The organism is Arthrobacter sulfonylureivorans (assembly GCF_022637435.1).
Lineage (GTDB): Bacteria > Actinomycetota > Actinomycetes > Actinomycetales > Micrococcaceae > Crystallibacter > Crystallibacter sulfonylureivorans.
The window spans coordinates 18,166-31,103 of the sequence record NZ_CP093327.1 but is presented as its reverse complement, the minus strand read 5'-3'; the positions used below and the strand labels follow the sequence as shown (position 1 = coordinate 31,103).

Sequence of the window (12,938 nt, the reverse complement as noted above, 5' to 3'; positions counted from 1 at the left end):
ATTACGCGCGGTGCGTGTGGCCTCTGTCATAGAGCGTGTTGATGGGTGGGTTAAAACCGCCGCGGTCGATTTTGTGCGCCCCTGCCGGATCTACATTTGATTCTGCAGGGGAACGATGCGGACGCTCAGCCCGAAAATGCCCGGCAAAACCATTCAGTCGGGAAGGAAAACCATGGCCATCAGCGCCGACCGCACAGCCTACTGCGACGGAGAGGCTGACGGCGTATGCCCGTCCGCGGCCCAGATGACCTTCCGCTTCCCGCCGTCGGTCGCTTTGCGACTGGCCGTCCGGAAGGGCTGGGACGCCACCACGGGGATCCTGTGCCCGTCCTGCTGCGTCCGCTCTGTGCTGCCCGCCCCGGTGGTCAGCCTGATCGACGGCATGACAGGCTTCCTGGCCAGTCGAGGATGGCCTCGCCTGCTCCGTACTGCCGGATCCGGTTCTCGGCGGTGGCGCAGACCAGGATGGCCCGGCCCCCTCGGCCACGTCCACGGTGGACCGATGATCTCAAAGGGACGACAGAAGAAGAGTTAGCCACGAGCCTCGGATTGAACCCACACAAGCCTGGGGACAGTTAGGAAGCGCGCAAATCAATTTCACCTTCGGGAAGCGGCCTCTGCTGGTCGCTTCCCGCATCTGTGTCCGACGCGTGGCTTGCACAACAGGCAGCTCTCACCGCAGTAGACGAGCAGGCTAGACCCTGTATGAGCCAGATTGACGAGTGGGAAATGTGCTTAGCGATGTAGCGCACATCATCATAAAAAAGACCGAGGAGGGGAGTGGGGCCGCACTCCGGCCTGAACCTCTCGGGACTGTCCGATCCTGGCGGAGCCGGCCCGGGCGATGCCAGGTGTTCGTTCGCCCGCAAAACGGGAAATGGGCCTCGCTGGCGCTCGGGCTGTAGAAGCGTTTTTTGTTTTTTGGCTGCTGTCCTTCGGATCGTACGTGCCCGCTCCGGCCCGTCCAGCCCCTCCTGCGTCGGGGCCTGCAGGACAGGAATTTTCCCTCCGGCGCTCGTTCCTCGCTTATTTCCTCCGCGGAAATTTCCTGCCCTTTGCCCTCACGGGTGGAGGGGCCTGCGTCGGGCACAGCTGCGCGATGCTCCGCCAGCAGCCAAAAACAACCGGGGGAGAGGGGAAGCTGGCCGGTCATCACTGGTCGCCCCGCCCGCCACGTCCTCTGCAAAAGGGAGCAACACCATGAACGAGCACATCAAATTCACCGGCCCCGCCGACATCCTGGCCTTTATTCCGCACACGCTGGGACAGACCCCCAGGGAGTCCTTCGTCGCGCTGACCATGCAGGGCAAACAGCTGGGCGCCACCTTGCGCGTCGACGCCCCGTTCGGCCTGGACCCGGTCGCCTACGCCCATACCATCGTCAGCTACCTGACCGCCGACGAAGCCGCCACCGGCAGCCTGCTGGTCATCTACACCGACGAGAACCCCAGGGAGAACCAGCGCCCCTACTCCGGGCATGTGCAGGCGCTGCGCACGGAACTGGAAACGGCTGGGATGCCGTTGCAGGATGCATGGCTGGTGACCTCGGAGTCGTGGCGGAATTACCTGTGCACGGACACCGGCTGCTGCCCGGACCAGCCGCTGGATGCCATCACCACCAGCAACGGCAACGCCGCGCTGATCTACCGGGGCAGCGTTGTCACCGGTTTCCCCGCCCCGGCACCGTTCACCGGAGACGAGGCGGCACGGGCGGCCATCGCGGCGCACCAACCCGACGTCTGGCCCGACGACCTGGAAGCCAGCCGCGCCGCGTGGGCCAAGGTGCTGGAGAACCCCAAGAGCCTCACGACCCGGACCGCGCACCAGCTGGCCGGAGCGCTGCAGCACCCCGCCGTCCGGGACTACCTGATGGGGGACATCATCACCGACGATGCCGACCAGTTCACCTCCGTCATGCTTGGTGTCTTCGGCTCCCGCCCCGACTGGGCCCGTGTGGACACCGCCCAGGAAGTCGCGTTCGAACTCATGAAAGCGACCCCCGAAGGACAGCGCGCCCCGATGCTGTGCCTGATCGGCTGGCTGGAATGGCTCAAAGGAAAATCCAGCTTCGCCGACCGGTACTTCAAGCTCGCACTTCAGGACGTGGCCGGCTACCGGCTCGCTGAACTGCTGGCCGAGCTGGTCAACCGCGGCCTGCTCGCCGAGTGCGCACGGGACCCGCGAACGGCCTATGACCGCCAACTGAACCGCTAACCCGCAAGGCCGGACCCAACTCAATAGGGGTCCGGCCTACCCTTCGGGGGTCTTCCCCGGGTGCGGCGGCGGCCTCCCCCGCTTCGCTCCGCGGCCGCGTTGACGCTGCCGCGGGCGCAGCCACTTCCAGCCGGCCCGCAGGAACTGCCGCTACTGTGAAAGGACACTGCCGTCCCGCACAGTCAAGGAGCCCTGCGTGGCCGATCACTTCCGCAGGAGCGAAGACGATACTGTCGCCCGAGATGCGAGCCCTCTTGAAGACATCCTGGAACTGCGCCTGCTGACCGCAGGCCCGGCGACCGGACCGCTAGATTTCCCCGTGGAAGACCACCGGCTCGACGAGCCCTGACACTGTGCAGCCCTGACACCGTGCAGCGCTGGCGCTGCACCCCAAGATTTTCCTTTGCAGAGGGAAACCCGAGGATGGGCCGGCACGCAAGTGCCGGCCCTTCCTCATGCCCGCAGGCCCGGAGAAATGTTGCCGCACGAACACGGCGGCCGCGACACCGTGGCGAGCCGCCATGAAGGGGACCCCCCTCCAGCCGGGCCTTTGCGTCTTAGGTTTCGTCGGACACGCGGACCAGATGCCAGCCTTCCCAGCCCGGGTGTTTGCGCACCTCCAAGGTCCGCAATGGCGACGTCGAGGTGACGCGCACCTGCAGGCGCCAGAATTCGACGTCGACAATGTTCCCCTGCCCCTTCCCGGCCGGCAGGTTGGATTCCCACCAGTTCCAGCGGCTGAACCAGCGCAGCGGCTCGGCCGCTACCGGCCAGAGCCGGCCCCGCCAGCGCACCGCCAACGGCACCCCGTGGGGCGTGAAGCGGATGTCGACCGGCTCATTGAGCGTTCGCCGGTCTGTTTGTTCCTGTACCGCTGTCATTGGCCTGCGCCGTCCTCTCTCCCAAAGCCGTGTTCCGTACCTGATCGTTCCGCCGCCGCACCGCGGACGCCCACACCCAGGTCACCCGGCGGACCCCTGCGTCCGTCCAGGTGACCTGCACCGCCCGGGTCGTCCAGCCGAACGCCTCGCCGGCCACCGGCCGCACCCGGGAACCGGATCCACGCCCACACCGGAACACCCGGCACCACCCGGGTCACCTTGCAGTGCTCAAGATCCAGTTCCTCCGGCGTCAGCGACACCGGCTCGGCCCGCCTGGTGTAACGGGCCGCCAGCTTCGCCAGCGCGTCCCGATCCATCCGTTAAAAATAGAACAAATATTCGAATAAAGCGAAGGGCAGGCAGACTGTCCGATGATCAGGCAGAATGTGGTCTACGTGGGGTTCGGATGCGAGGGGTGGTCTGGAATGACGATGGACGTCTTGGAGACCGCGCCGGAATCGGGCGCGGGCCAGCGGACTCTGGCCGCCCTGCTGCAGGACTCCAACACCGAAAGCTGGTCTTCCCGCCGCATTGCGTTGGAAGCAGAAAAGCGCGGTATCACCGTCTCTTACAGCGCGGTCGCCAAGTACCTGCGCACCCCGCCGGTGACGCCGTCGGAGACAGTCCTGCAGGCGCTCTCTGCAGTTTTCGAAATCCCGATGATTGAGCTCCGCAGGGCAGCAGACGTGTCTCCTGGGGAAGCCGAGCCCTTCATCCTGCCCGAACGGGCCAACCGCCTCACCCAGCCCCAGCGAGAGGCCGTCCTGCACATGATCCGCGTCCTGCTCGACAGCAGCGATACAGACTGAGCCGGGCAGGGAACGCCTTCGGCTGCATCCGGTGGGTGCTTGTATCGTGGGTTCATGGACGGCAGCCTGCCGACGGGTCTAATCCCGCCTGGAAAGGTCGCCTTGGCCCGCGCTGTGGAAAAAAATTCCCCCGCCCCCGGCGCTCTTCCCGGCGGAACCTGGCACGAACCCAAATGGGACGGCTATCGCGCGGTCATCAGCCGCGATGGGGGGATGAGACTTCCCTCTGGTCACGGCAGGGCAAGAACCTCACCCGGTATTTCCCGGACCTGATCAAGGCAGCAGCAGAACAGCTGCCGCCCGGTTGCCTGGGGCACCTACTCGTGAGTCAGCTCAAGCAGACAAGGGAAGAACAACCAATCAACAGGGCCGTTGGACTGCTGCACGATGCTCTCAGCAAAGGGGCAGGCCCACGTCTAGCCAAGTAGCTGGCAAAACAACTGCGCTGCTTCGCAGCCGTCTATTTAGACCAGGTGCCCTCGCCACCGCGTCGTCGATCGTCACGCCGGAGCGGGAAGAGTAACCGGCCAATCCCCGGCACCACTTGTCCGGAACCTTGAGTGATGCCGGGGGACCGTGGGCGTAAGGCTACTAGCCGGCGATCGAGTGGTACAAGGGTAGGGGCCCCCTCGCCGTCCCCCCAGCTGGACTGGAGCGGCGAGAGGGCCGCCTGGCCGATCCCCGGCACCCAATAGGAACTTGCCGGACCTGAATGATGCCGGAGACCGTGGCCGCAACGTTACCCACCGGCGCTCGAGCGGCACAAGGGGGAGTCGCCAGCAGCGATACAGACTGAGCCGAGCAGGAAAACCCTGACCCGTCCCGTTCACCTGTGCGTGCTTGTATCGTGGCCACATGAATTCCAGGCTCCCGGAGGGGCTGCGCCCACCCGTGAAGGTGGCGCTGGCCCGCGCCGTGGAGAAGGTTCCAAGTCCCAGCGCTTTGCCCGGCGGAGCCTGGTACGAACCCAAATGGGACGGCTACCGTGCAGTGATCAGCCGCGACGGGGAAGAAACTTCCCTCTGGTCACGGCAGGGCAAGAATCTGTCCAAGTACTTTCCCGACCTGATCAAAGCGGCGGCGGACCAGCTGCCGCCGGGCTGCCTGCTCGATGGCGAAACCGTGATCTGGTCCGAGGACCGGCTGGACTTCTCTGCCCTTCAGCAGCGGCTGAGTACCTCGGTGAAATCCATGCCCGGGCTGGTGCGCAAGGTGCCGGCCCACTTCGTGGCCTTCGACCTGCTCGCCATAGCAGGACACGACCTCCGGGGTGAGGCATTCCGGGTCCGCCGGCGGCTGCTCGAAGAACTTGCCAAAGACTGGACCGGGGGCCTCGAACTATCCCCAGGCACTTCGGACCCGGATACGGCGGCAACCTGGCTGGAGGAGCTGCCCGCCGCCGGCATCGAAGGCCTAGTGATCAAAGGCGCCGGCCAACCCTACGAGGGAGGGCGGCGCCAGTGGCAGAAAATTAAGCACCGCGACACGGTTGACGTAATCTGTGCGGCGGTCATCGGTCCGCTCACCCGACCCGAGGCCATCGTCGCCGGACTGCCGATCGAGGGGGAACTGCGCATTGTCGGACGCTCCGCCCCGCTGAAGCCGGCTGCCTCGAAATTGCTGGGATCCCAGCTGCAGGCAGCCGGACCGGATCATCCCTGGCCGCACCGGGTAAAATCCACGCTCATGGACCGGTTCAACGCCGACGCCGGCGAAACCGAGCTGACCCTGGTGGAACCGCTCGTCGTCGAAGTATCAGCCGACACCGCGATGTCCGGGGCATCCTTCCGGCACGCCGTACGCTTCCTCCGGGCCAGACCGGAACTGGATCCGGAATCGCTGAACCCGCACGGAATGCGGGTGAGGCCGGAGACAGAGTAATGGCCATGGCCAGCCGTGAGATTGCCCTGCCCGAGGACTACCAGGATCTTTTGAAGGTTCTGAAGGAGCGGGTGCGCGGGACCCGGGCACAAGCGGTGCGGACGGTCAATTCCCAGTTGATCGGGCTGTACTGGTCAATCGGGCGGGACATCCTGCAACGCCAGGATGCCGAAGGCTGGGGCAGCGGCGTCATCGCCCGGCTGGCCGAAGACTTGCGGACCGAGTTTCCGGAGATGAAAGGGCCCTCCCAGCGCAACCTGCAGTACATGCGGACCATGGCCGAGGCCGGGGGAGCGAGGCAAATGTGCCACAAGCGCAATTGCCCTGGGGCCATATCCGCCCTCTTCTGGATAAGACCAAGACCAGCCCGGAGCGGGACTGGTATGCGGCCGCAGGGGTGGAGCATGGGTGGTCCCGGAACGTGCTGATGAACATGATCATGAGCCAAACCATGGAACGTACCGGCTCCGCGCCGTCGAATTTCGCCGACCTGCTGCCCGCGCCAGGTTCGGAGCTGGCACAGCAGGCAGCGAAAGACCGTACAACTTTGAATTCCTCGGCCTGTCCGGTGAAGTCGCTAAACGGGATCTGGAGCAACGGCTGACCGACCGGATCATGGAGACCCTGCGCGAACCCGGCCCCGGCTTCTCCTTCGTCGGCCGGCAGGTGCATCTGGAGGTCGGGGGAGACGACTTCTACATCGACCTGCTCTTCTTCCACGTCGAACAGCTGCGCTACTACGTCTTCGATGGGACAGGTCCTGGACGCCATGGAATTCGGTGGAAGGGAGGCGGGGGAACAGCCCCGCGGCTGGGGAATTGCGGGGCTGTTCCTCTCGCTGGGTGCCTTCAGCGCCGCACCGGCAATCGGGGGAACGCCGGGGCGCTGCTTGGAGCGGGCACCGAAACCAGTCTTTCAGAAGGCCGCCAGTTAAACGAGTCATGCCTTGGTGTGGTGGCCAATTCTTTCCCGGATTCCGACAGGGCTCCTTCGGCCGGCAGCTTCGCCCTTGCTGCAGGTTCAGCCCCACCCAGGTTGAAGGTGAGCTGCTGCTCGAACGCTGAAATCCGCTCACTTGGCGGCGCTACTGGGCATCGATCCGGGCACCTATCTGTCCGGCCTGCCACACGTTGAGCATCCAGGTGTAGCGAGGTTTGTCCGGCCGTTGATCTCAGTCAGTAGGGGGCATCTGTTCCTTCTCCGGGTAGGAGGGTCAGCTGCGCGCGTCCCCCGGCGCCGGCCCACGCGGAGCGGAACTAGTCCGGAGATTGCGTCATATTTCTGCTCGCACAAGGCCTCCAGAGACTGAGTCCTTCACGATTCCAACTTCGACCAGAAGACACTACGAAAGAGCATCAAGAAAGTAAGTCTGCTGAATAGTTGAAACTTGGAGGAATTGTAATTGCGGGAATATGCTTTGCGAACAATCTTGATTAAACCTTTACCAAATATTTCCGAGGCCCCAGTGCATTCTGCATCCCAATCAGTCATACCAGACGGCTCTCGCCCGGTGCCGGGACCCAGCGTGCTTGGTAGTCCCGAGGTCGAATTACTATCCGACGGCGTAGTATTCGTTCGCTGGCCGTCGCATGCAACGGTTGAAGAGCCTGATGCGTTGGCGACGATATCGCTCATCGAAGAGCTCTGCGGAGACGAGCCCAGACCGATGCTGGTCGACCTGCACGGAATGCGTTCGGCCAGTTCGGCAGCACTGGCAAAATTTGCCCGATGCCTTCCAACGACCAGGATGGCGCTGGTCGGAACTTCCCCGGTCGAGCATACGATCGTGCAGTTCTTCCGCACGCTACACCGGCCCACATACCCGGCTACATATTTCACCAAAGACGCCGAAGCTTGGCAGTGGCTCACTGACGGGCGATACAAGAGCGCGCCGGATATACTTCCACAGACTCAACAGAAGGGCGATTCTGACTTCGACGCAGCCGTTGAGACGATCATCCCCGCACGACGGTTCCGCATAAGCGCAGCGCTGGCCAAGCTGGTTCATCACGCAGCGGAGGCACAGCCCGAGGCGCCATCGTCGCTCATCCAGAGGCCTGCCGCCGATGAGTTGACGCCGGAGCGGCCTGCACAGGTATCAGCGGAAACGCTGGATCTCATCACAAAGGCCTTCCGCGGCAAGACCCAGCCCAAAGCTTTCTCAATGGCACTCGGTGTCGCCGAGATCCTGGACGCCGAAGCCATTTCCGCCTTCGCGGATCTAATCGGCCGATGCGCGGCCGCCGAGCGATCCTTGATCGCGAGCCACCTCTACCGGCATTACCGCCGTTCTCCGGCCAAACTGGCTCTTTGGATCAACACGGCCCAACATTCCTACTTTCACGCACGATGGCGCGTCGCCAACAGCGGCATCCGGCGTGCCCGGCTGAACCCGGGAAAGATCACAACCGCGCGCCTCGTCGACCGCGACAGTGCCGGACACAACGTCCGCCAGGAAACCCGTGACGCGGTCAGCCTGGTGAGCGGACTCGTTTACTCTCCTTGGCCCGGACAAATCGGCATCGGCGCACAAAGGAACATCATCAGTGTCGGAGCATCGCTGGCGCGGGTACTGGTTGCAGAGGGAGACAACCACGGGTTGGCTGTCTGCTATCGCGAATATACGGACATCTACGATGCCCGGTACAGCCTCGTTGAAGAAGGAACCGGGATCATCGACTTCATCCTGAAGTACCCCGAAAAAACGGAACTCCTCTGCGAATACATACAGGGTGGGAAATACGACACCCCCGAAACGCTCTTGCGCGCCGTGACTTCATCCGCCAGGTTCCTCCGGTATCTGGAGAGGACCAGAACAGCCAACAAAACCGGCCGGAGCCTTGGGGCGATGAATCCCTAATTGCCTGTACTCGTAGTGTGACGAGGCGGCCAGAAAGGCATGCAAGGATGCTTGGTTCCGGTTGAGTATTTATGCACGCCGCCGCCGGGGGGTAAGGAGTTGTGGAGTCCAGGTCATCGCCTTACTCATTGGCGTGCCGGGGGAGGGTGAGGTCTGCGGTGGCAGCATGATCGGCCGGGCCCGGCTGACCGGGCCGCGATTGCGCCTGTTCGTGGACATTGGCTGAAGTGCTCGGTGGCATCTTGCGGAGCATTGGAACAGCCCCGGCGAATACCTGCCGGGGCTGTTGATGGTGCAATTTTAGTGAGCTGCCAGATATTTCTCCACGACGTCGGAGCTGAGCCGCCCGCGGGAGTTTACGGCAATACTGTTCGCGGCTGCCCAGTCGCGTACGTCCTTGGGTGCGGGTCCGCCATTAGTAATTTGAGGCTGGCGGGTCCTGCCGGTCTTTCCGGTTTTGCGGGCACCGCCAATGTACTTCTTCAGGCTTTCGCGAAGCTGACGGGCGTTTCCGTCGGTGAGGTCGATCTCATACGCGACCCCGTCCAAAGAAAAGTTGACCGTGGTATCCGCATCAGAGCCATCCAGGTCATCGATTAGTCGCACTACGACTTTCTGAGCCAAATTTATTACCTTCTAGTTATCGGAAAGTGAACAACACCTCTAGGTGTTCCTTGCAATCATCCACCCGGTAGTGTCCCCCGCCTCGCCGTAAAACGATTGCAATCTCTAATCTACGGCACAAGCCCATTTGGGTCCCGCATTCAACATTTAAACTCTTGAGGGTTCTTTCGCTGCCGCCGTCCCTGCGGCTCCGGTAGAGGCTCGGCACGGGCAGGGCCTTGGGCAGCTTGAGCGGTGATGAAAGTGCGACAGATACTCTGTCCTAGGGGCCCTTATAGGCGTTCACCGAGGCCTATCAGGCCCAGCAGTGCCATTACTTTGCGGAGTTCGGGGCTCCCCAGGTCGAGGTCAGTGACTTGTATGTCGGTGATGCGGGAGCTGAGTTCGTTGTCCGTGTCACGTTCGTAGATCGCCCAGAGCAGTAAGTCGTCTCCATGGCGGGAGCGGAACCGGATGCCGTCGCAGAAGTCCGTACCGTCCGGGTACTTGAGGGTCCAGAGATATTGGGACACCTCTGGGTTAAAAGGCGTTGCTCTGCGCTTTTTAGCGCAGCGGCGTCGAAGTCCTTGAGGTTGTAGGCCAGCGCCCGGGCCTTGAACCGGGGGTGGAGCGCAAGGACTGTTTCGGCGGCGGTGATATCGATGAATCGTCCAGTGAGGTGGCCGACACGGCGACGCGGTGCGCAAGCCACTGGGCCAGGTCCAGTTCGCCAGGGGAAACGGTGGGATGGTCCTGCCTACCGTCGTCGTCCTCGACGATGTCCTCCATCTCCTGGAGCAGATACAGGTCCGGACGGTGCGGGCCAGGAATTCTACGAGGCAGGCGAGCAGGCTTTCCTCTGCGTAGACGGTGCGATACAGCCCGTGGTCGAGTGGATTCCACCGGCCGTTGAAGCGGCCGTCTGCTCCTACCCAGCGCCAGTCCGACCATTCCCAGGGCTGCGGCGGGAATCCGACGCGCCATACGCGCCGGTCCAGTTCAGCGAACTTCATCCGAGACGGGCGAAGGCGCGCGCAGCGGCGAGAACCTCGGGGCCGATCTGGTCCGGGTGCATCTCCCGGATCAGCCGGGCGGGGGAGCGGTCCTCGAGCTGCGGGTTCATGCCCTGGAACCAAGACTGCACGACACGGTGGCCGTTGCTTTCCGCGACGATACCGGCCACGTGGTAGGCCAACCGCAGCCGGGCCTCAGTCTCGGCCGGCATGTTGCGTGTACCCTCGGCCCACTGGCGCACGGCACGGGTCTCCTGGACCCCGCCTAGATAGGCAACGAGCTTAGCCCCGAGCATTTCGCGCAGCTCCGCGACCAGGGGGCCGATCTCGAGGTTGACCGAATCGCGGTACGCGCGTATTCCGGGTGACGCAGCCTGACTCATGTTTTGATCATTCCCCACAAGGGGCCCATTGACAAGCCATCCCAGCTCACAAACCGTCAAAATCACACCCTTAATCACACCCCGAATAGCGCCGCGAAGTTCTCCGGTGTGCCGCTCCTGGCTTTCTCACCCTGATACGGTGCGTGGCCCGATTCCACGTGCTGGCCGGGTACGGCTCCGAAATCGGAACGGCCGTCGACGGCCAGGACGGCCAGCGGGTCTTGGGGGATTAGGCTTCGCAGTCCCTGCAGTAAGCATGGGTACCCTGCTGTCGGGCGATCTGGGAGCGATGCCTGACAAGAAAGCACGAGTAGCAGGTGAATTCGTCGTCGGCCTGCGGGATGACCTGAACGCTGAGTTCCTCGGCGATGAACTCACCGCCGGGAATGCCGGCTCCGTCCAGGCCGTCGGTCTCATCCAGTTCCAAGGTCACGCTACGGGCGTCCGGCGCATTTGCGGTCTGCAACGCCTCCAGGGACTTGTCCTGGGACTCCTTGACGTCGGCACGCACCTCGTCATAATCGGTTGCCACTTGGTTAGATCTCTTTTCTCGGTAGTTGGATGAACGGGGTGCAACGTCCAGTTCTGCGCCGACATCCCCCCCTGAAAAGGGGACTGTAAGACTCAATGGCGGCACTATTCGCACACCAGGCTGAAACCTAAGGGACAGGGCAGCAGGCTCCGGGCTGCGTTCGAAGCCCTGCAAGTGTAAGGCGCAATAGTGAACCGTAAAAGCTCAGAGTTTCCTGATCCCGTCTCAAGTGAAGAATCACACAGACACAGGCAGTTCCAGACATTCGCGTCCGGGGACACCGATGTCGATGCACCGGAGAGCTGGCAAATTACTGCAGATCGAGGCTTACGTAGGCGCCGTTATCGGCGTGGGCGTCGAAGAGTGTGCACAGGTGGCGGAGCGAATCACGGACTCGCCACGACATGCGGACAGCGGCAGCACTTACGTTCTTCGTCCGCCGCTCTGGGGAGAAATCCGGGGCTTGTTCCTGCCGATCTACGGTGTGTCGTGAATCCGGTCGTCATAGTGAAAACACTCGAACTAATTGCCGAGGATGGACCTGAACAAGAAGACCTCACCAGCGTCTTCGCCTCAATCATGCCAGACACGAGCGAATCGCTCGACGGGGCCGAAGACACCGTCGACCTCCCTGTAGACCATGAGCCCGAAAGGTTCCGCAGCGATCTCGCTACGATCACAGCAGGAAACGTCGGGCCCGAGGGCTAAGTCCCAAGTCTCCGCAGAGCTCCATCTAACTCGGTGTCTCGAAACCGTCCGATCTCGAAACGCTAGGGTTTCGAGACGATCTGAAGCGGCGTTGGCGGCAACTTCGCCGGATGGTCTGCGGTGGGAGTGACTTGGCGGGCTCGGTCGGGACTCGCGGTTGTTCTTGGCGTGGACGTGTTTCCCGCTACGTGCGACGGCCCTTGTGCCCCGCCCTTACCCAATCATTGCGAAGCCAAGGGAGGCAAAAACACCGAAGGCTACACCCCACAAAATGATCGAGACTGTCTGCCAAGCGATGACGACGTTTCTGGATGCACCGAACGAGACCATCGCGGCCGAGGTAATCTGACTCGGCAAGATTGTCTGGCCCAGCAAACTAACTCCGGCAACGCCGTATTTGTCGAATCGCGAACGCAGCTTTTGCCGACGAGCAGACGGCTCTATGACCTCCCTGCCGCTGACCACTTTGGACCGTACTCGATGGGCGCCGAGGACGAAGATCAACATCGAGATCACGTTGCCAGCGATCGCGGCGGCGATGGCGACCACAGGGTTGATTCCGGCGAGAACACCGATAACCGATCCGAAATAAGACTCGATGAACGGAAGCGCTGCGGCGACCATCACTCCCAACCATTGCAGCACGGGCGGAAGTGATGAAGTGAAGTCCTGCAGCGCGTCGATCATGAATCATGCCTCTCCTATTGGTGCCAGGTGGCGCGACAATCTGGCGCACGGCTTCCTAGGAGCGGCAACCGGCGGCCAGCCACGGCAGCTAGCCTAGCTACGGCGGCTCAGCAGAAGATGCCTCGCAAGGATGATTTTCATCTGCCCCGAAAGCTGATGAAGGCTCCATGCACACGCGCCCGTAAGGTCGCAGCGCTCAGCATGGGACCGGTGGCTGTCCTGCTCCCCGGCGGCCTTGTCTGCAGGGCTCCCAGGCCGCATTTACGGCCAGCACCCGGAACTCGGGAAACTCCTGGAGCTCCGGCCAGATCACGTTGACCGACGATGACGCCGGCAGGGCCGGTTTTACCGTGGCAAACATCGTCCG

The 12,938-nt window shown here is 62.9% G+C and carries 17 protein-coding genes; 9 read left to right on the top strand and 8 right to left on the bottom strand.

The window, feature by feature from the left end:
• Nucleotides 1-198: 198 nt before the first annotated feature.
• Nucleotides 199-384, bottom strand: a complete 186-nt coding sequence (locus MNQ99_RS18395; protein WP_241915544.1) for a hypothetical protein — start codon at nucleotides 382-384, stop codon at nucleotides 199-201.
• Nucleotides 385-1,200: 816 nt separating this feature from the next.
• Here MNQ99_RS18395 and MNQ99_RS18390 point away from each other — a divergent pair.
• Together MNQ99_RS18390 and MNQ99_RS18385 are read left to right on the top strand one after the other, a co-directional pair.
• A complete protein-coding gene (locus MNQ99_RS18390; RefSeq protein WP_241915543.1) occupies nucleotides 1,201-2,214 on the top strand; it encodes a DUF4192 domain-containing protein in 1,014 nt (337 codons plus the stop codon).
• Nucleotides 2,215-2,410: 196 nt separating this feature from the next.
• The gene (locus MNQ99_RS18385) at nucleotides 2,411-2,563 is read left to right on the top strand and encodes a hypothetical protein (RefSeq protein ID WP_241915542.1); all 153 of its coding nucleotides are present in this window, start codon (nucleotides 2,411-2,413) and stop codon (nucleotides 2,561-2,563) included.
• Between the two features lie 208 nt (nucleotides 2,564-2,771).
• On the opposite strand, the gene MNQ99_RS18380 is transcribed toward MNQ99_RS18385, so the two are convergent.
• Together MNQ99_RS18380 and MNQ99_RS18375 are read right to left on the bottom strand one after the other, a co-directional pair.
• Nucleotides 2,772-3,095, bottom strand: a complete 324-nt coding sequence (locus tag MNQ99_RS18380; protein WP_241915541.1) for a hypothetical protein — start codon at nucleotides 3,093-3,095, stop codon at nucleotides 2,772-2,774.
• The gene (locus tag MNQ99_RS18375) at nucleotides 3,092-3,412 is read right to left on the bottom strand and encodes a hypothetical protein (RefSeq protein ID WP_338423137.1); all 321 of its coding nucleotides are present in this window, start codon (nucleotides 3,410-3,412) and stop codon (nucleotides 3,092-3,094) included. The genes MNQ99_RS18380 and MNQ99_RS18375 overlap by 4 nt, the downstream gene beginning before the upstream one ends.
• 108 nt (nucleotides 3,413-3,520) lie before the next feature.
• On the opposite strand from MNQ99_RS18375, the gene MNQ99_RS18370 reads away from it, so the two are divergent.
• From MNQ99_RS18370 to MNQ99_RS18355, 6 genes are all read left to right on the top strand, one after another.
• The gene (locus tag MNQ99_RS18370; RefSeq protein WP_241915540.1) at nucleotides 3,521-3,904 is read left to right on the top strand and encodes a hypothetical protein; all 384 of its coding nucleotides are present in this window, start codon (nucleotides 3,521-3,523) and stop codon (nucleotides 3,902-3,904) included.
• 855 nt (nucleotides 3,905-4,759) lie between these two features.
• The gene (locus MNQ99_RS18365; protein ID WP_241915539.1) at nucleotides 4,760-5,785 is read left to right on the top strand and encodes an ATP-dependent DNA ligase; all 1,026 of its coding nucleotides are present in this window, start codon (nucleotides 4,760-4,762) and stop codon (nucleotides 5,783-5,785) included.
• A 5-nt stretch (nucleotides 5,786-5,790) separates the two neighbouring features.
• Complete coding sequence (locus MNQ99_RS19110; RefSeq protein ID WP_338423136.1) at nucleotides 5,791-6,213, top strand: DUF1016 N-terminal domain-containing protein; 423 nt, start codon at nucleotides 5,791-5,793, stop codon at nucleotides 6,211-6,213.
• On the top strand, nucleotides 6,105-6,389 hold the full coding sequence (locus tag MNQ99_RS19105; RefSeq protein WP_338423135.1) for a DUF1016 N-terminal domain-containing protein: 285 nt from the start codon (nucleotides 6,105-6,107) through the stop codon (nucleotides 6,387-6,389). Before MNQ99_RS19110 ends, MNQ99_RS19105 begins: the two co-directional genes overlap by 109 nt.
• Nucleotides 6,347-6,919, top strand: a complete 573-nt coding sequence (locus MNQ99_RS19100; RefSeq protein ID WP_338423139.1) for a PDDEXK nuclease domain-containing protein — start codon at nucleotides 6,347-6,349, stop codon at nucleotides 6,917-6,919. The genes MNQ99_RS19105 and MNQ99_RS19100 overlap by 43 nt, the downstream gene beginning before the upstream one ends.
• Nucleotides 6,920-7,250: 331 nt before the next feature.
• The gene (locus tag MNQ99_RS18355) at nucleotides 7,251-8,645 is read left to right on the top strand and encodes a DUF7793 family protein (RefSeq protein WP_479683791.1); all 1,395 of its coding nucleotides are present in this window, start codon (nucleotides 7,251-7,253) and stop codon (nucleotides 8,643-8,645) included.
• A 300-nt stretch (nucleotides 8,646-8,945) separates the two neighbouring features.
• On the opposite strand, the gene MNQ99_RS18350 is transcribed toward MNQ99_RS18355, so the two are convergent.
• The 4 genes from MNQ99_RS18350 to MNQ99_RS18335 all read right to left on the bottom strand — a co-directional run bounded on the left by MNQ99_RS18350 (nucleotide 8,946) and on the right by MNQ99_RS18335 (nucleotide 11,176).
• Nucleotides 8,946-9,251 (bottom strand): histone-like nucleoid-structuring protein Lsr2, encoded by a 306-nt coding sequence (locus tag MNQ99_RS18350; RefSeq protein WP_338423134.1) that lies wholly within the window; start codon nucleotides 9,249-9,251, stop codon nucleotides 8,946-8,948.
• Nucleotides 9,252-9,541: 290 nt separating this feature from the next.
• Nucleotides 9,542-9,781: a hypothetical protein gene (locus MNQ99_RS18345; RefSeq protein ID WP_241915536.1), complete on the bottom strand. Its 240-nt coding sequence runs from the start codon at nucleotides 9,779-9,781 to the stop codon at nucleotides 9,542-9,544.
• Nucleotides 9,782-10,257: 476 nt separating this feature from the next.
• Nucleotides 10,258-10,644 (bottom strand): hypothetical protein, encoded by a 387-nt coding sequence (locus MNQ99_RS18340; protein WP_241915535.1) that lies wholly within the window; start codon nucleotides 10,642-10,644, stop codon nucleotides 10,258-10,260.
• Nucleotides 10,645-10,873: 229 nt separating this feature from the next.
• Nucleotides 10,874-11,176, bottom strand: coding sequence for a DUF4193 domain-containing protein (locus MNQ99_RS18335; RefSeq protein ID WP_241915534.1), 303 nt, complete (start codon nucleotides 11,174-11,176; stop codon nucleotides 10,874-10,876).
• A 489-nt stretch (nucleotides 11,177-11,665) separates the two neighbouring features.
• On the opposite strand from MNQ99_RS18335, the gene MNQ99_RS18330 reads away from it, so the two are divergent.
• Nucleotides 11,666-11,884: a hypothetical protein gene (locus MNQ99_RS18330; protein ID WP_241915533.1), complete on the top strand. Its 219-nt coding sequence runs from the start codon at nucleotides 11,666-11,668 to the stop codon at nucleotides 11,882-11,884.
• 213 nt (nucleotides 11,885-12,097) lie between these two features.
• Here the strand turns inward: MNQ99_RS18330 and MNQ99_RS18325 are convergent, their stop codons facing one another.
• Nucleotides 12,098-12,571 carry a hypothetical protein gene (locus tag MNQ99_RS18325; protein ID WP_241915532.1) on the bottom strand — a complete coding sequence of 158 codons (474 nt, stop codon included), beginning with the start codon at nucleotides 12,569-12,571 and terminating at the stop codon, nucleotides 12,098-12,100.
• Between the last annotated feature and the right edge of the window lie 367 nt (nucleotides 12,572-12,938).